Annotated in this window: 1 protein-coding gene; it reads right to left on the reverse strand. The window is 40.6% G+C overall.

Features of this window, described 5'->3' with window-relative positions:
- Positions 1–115: 115 nt before the first annotated feature.
- Positions 116–1,216, reverse strand: a complete 1,101-nt coding sequence (locus tag Q0212_RS08330) for an ISAs1 family transposase (RefSeq protein WP_297924438.1) — start codon at positions 1,214–1,216, stop codon at positions 116–118.
- Between the last annotated feature and the right edge of the window lie 153 nt (positions 1,217–1,369).

Here is a 1,369-nt window from a genome sequence, read left to right on the forward strand (position 1 = left end):
AACAAATATTTGATTTTCAGCAAGACTTGTTATGTTGCTCTCTGTAATATTCATCGTTATTCCCCAATCTAACTCAGCAATCAAGCGGACAATGCCCCAGCTAGGGCAAACGCACTTAAAATCCTAAGACAGAGAGCAAGAAGGTTTCATCCCATCCTGCTTTGAGTCGTTTGTTTTTAATACTGCGTTTACGTGAGTTTTCCTGCTTGAGTAAATTAAGTGCTATATGACGTAGTACAGCCATATTTTGGGCGGCGTACGCTTCACGCGCACGACAATAATCCTCCTTAAATACGACATCTAGAACCCAATGCAGATTGTTTTCAATCGACCAATGCGCTCTCACCGCATTCGCTAAAATAGTCGCATCTGCTTCTAAACTAGAGATAAAATATCGACGCTCACAACTTATCTTCTCACCCACGATACGCTCACACTCTAACGCACAAATTGAGCGCAAACCTGTCCATACTGCTTTGGGGGCTAACCACGCTATATCTTCTGTCACCCAACAACGACGTGTTTCAATACGACCATGCCCTGCATCCACTTCTTCATGATAATCAAGTGGTTTTTTATGGCTAATTGCATGATCTAAATAGGTTTTTATATCGTCATGCAATAAACCTTGATTGCCTTTTAACGCTAAAACATAATCCGCTTCTTGGTTATGTATCTGCGTGGCAATCGCCTTTTGGCAACCCATCGCATCTATCGTCACAATACAGCCTGCTAAGGACAATTTGGAGAGTAACTCAGGAATGGCGGTTATCTCATTTGATTTTTCTTCTGTCTTCACTTGGCCTAAAACCAAACCGTTGGTATTTGCCCATGCACTCACCATATGAACGGCTGGCTTACCTTTGCCTGTGTTATAAGAGCGACGTAGTGTTTTGCCATCAATAGCAATAATTTCGCCTTTCGTTTTATCTTGAATGCTTTCTATCCAACGTAAAAAACAGTCCTCAAAATGCACAGGATTTAATAAACGAAAAACTCGACAAAAGGTGTCATGTGACGGAATCCCATTGGGTAACTCTAAAAAACTAGCAAACCAATCTTGCTTGGATTCACCAAAATCCTCAACCTCTGTCCATCCATCCGCTCCACAAATAAAAGCAGTCACCGCAATGACCATGATGTCGACTAAACGGTGACGTTTGTTTCGGTCAACTCTGAAATCAGGCAAGTCTTCGAATATTGATACTAAATTCATGTTTTATATAGAAATAGGTGAATAATCCATTAGCCTAACCTCTATTTAAATTAATTTAAATGCCTCTTAGTCGCTTTTTATTTAAGTGCGTTTGCCCTAGCTTTGGCAGGAATATTAACAGTCATATTCAGAGCAAACATCGGTGAGCCAGTA

The organism is uncultured Agitococcus sp. (genome assembly GCF_937920075.1).
Lineage (GTDB): Bacteria > Pseudomonadota > Gammaproteobacteria > Pseudomonadales > Moraxellaceae > Agitococcus.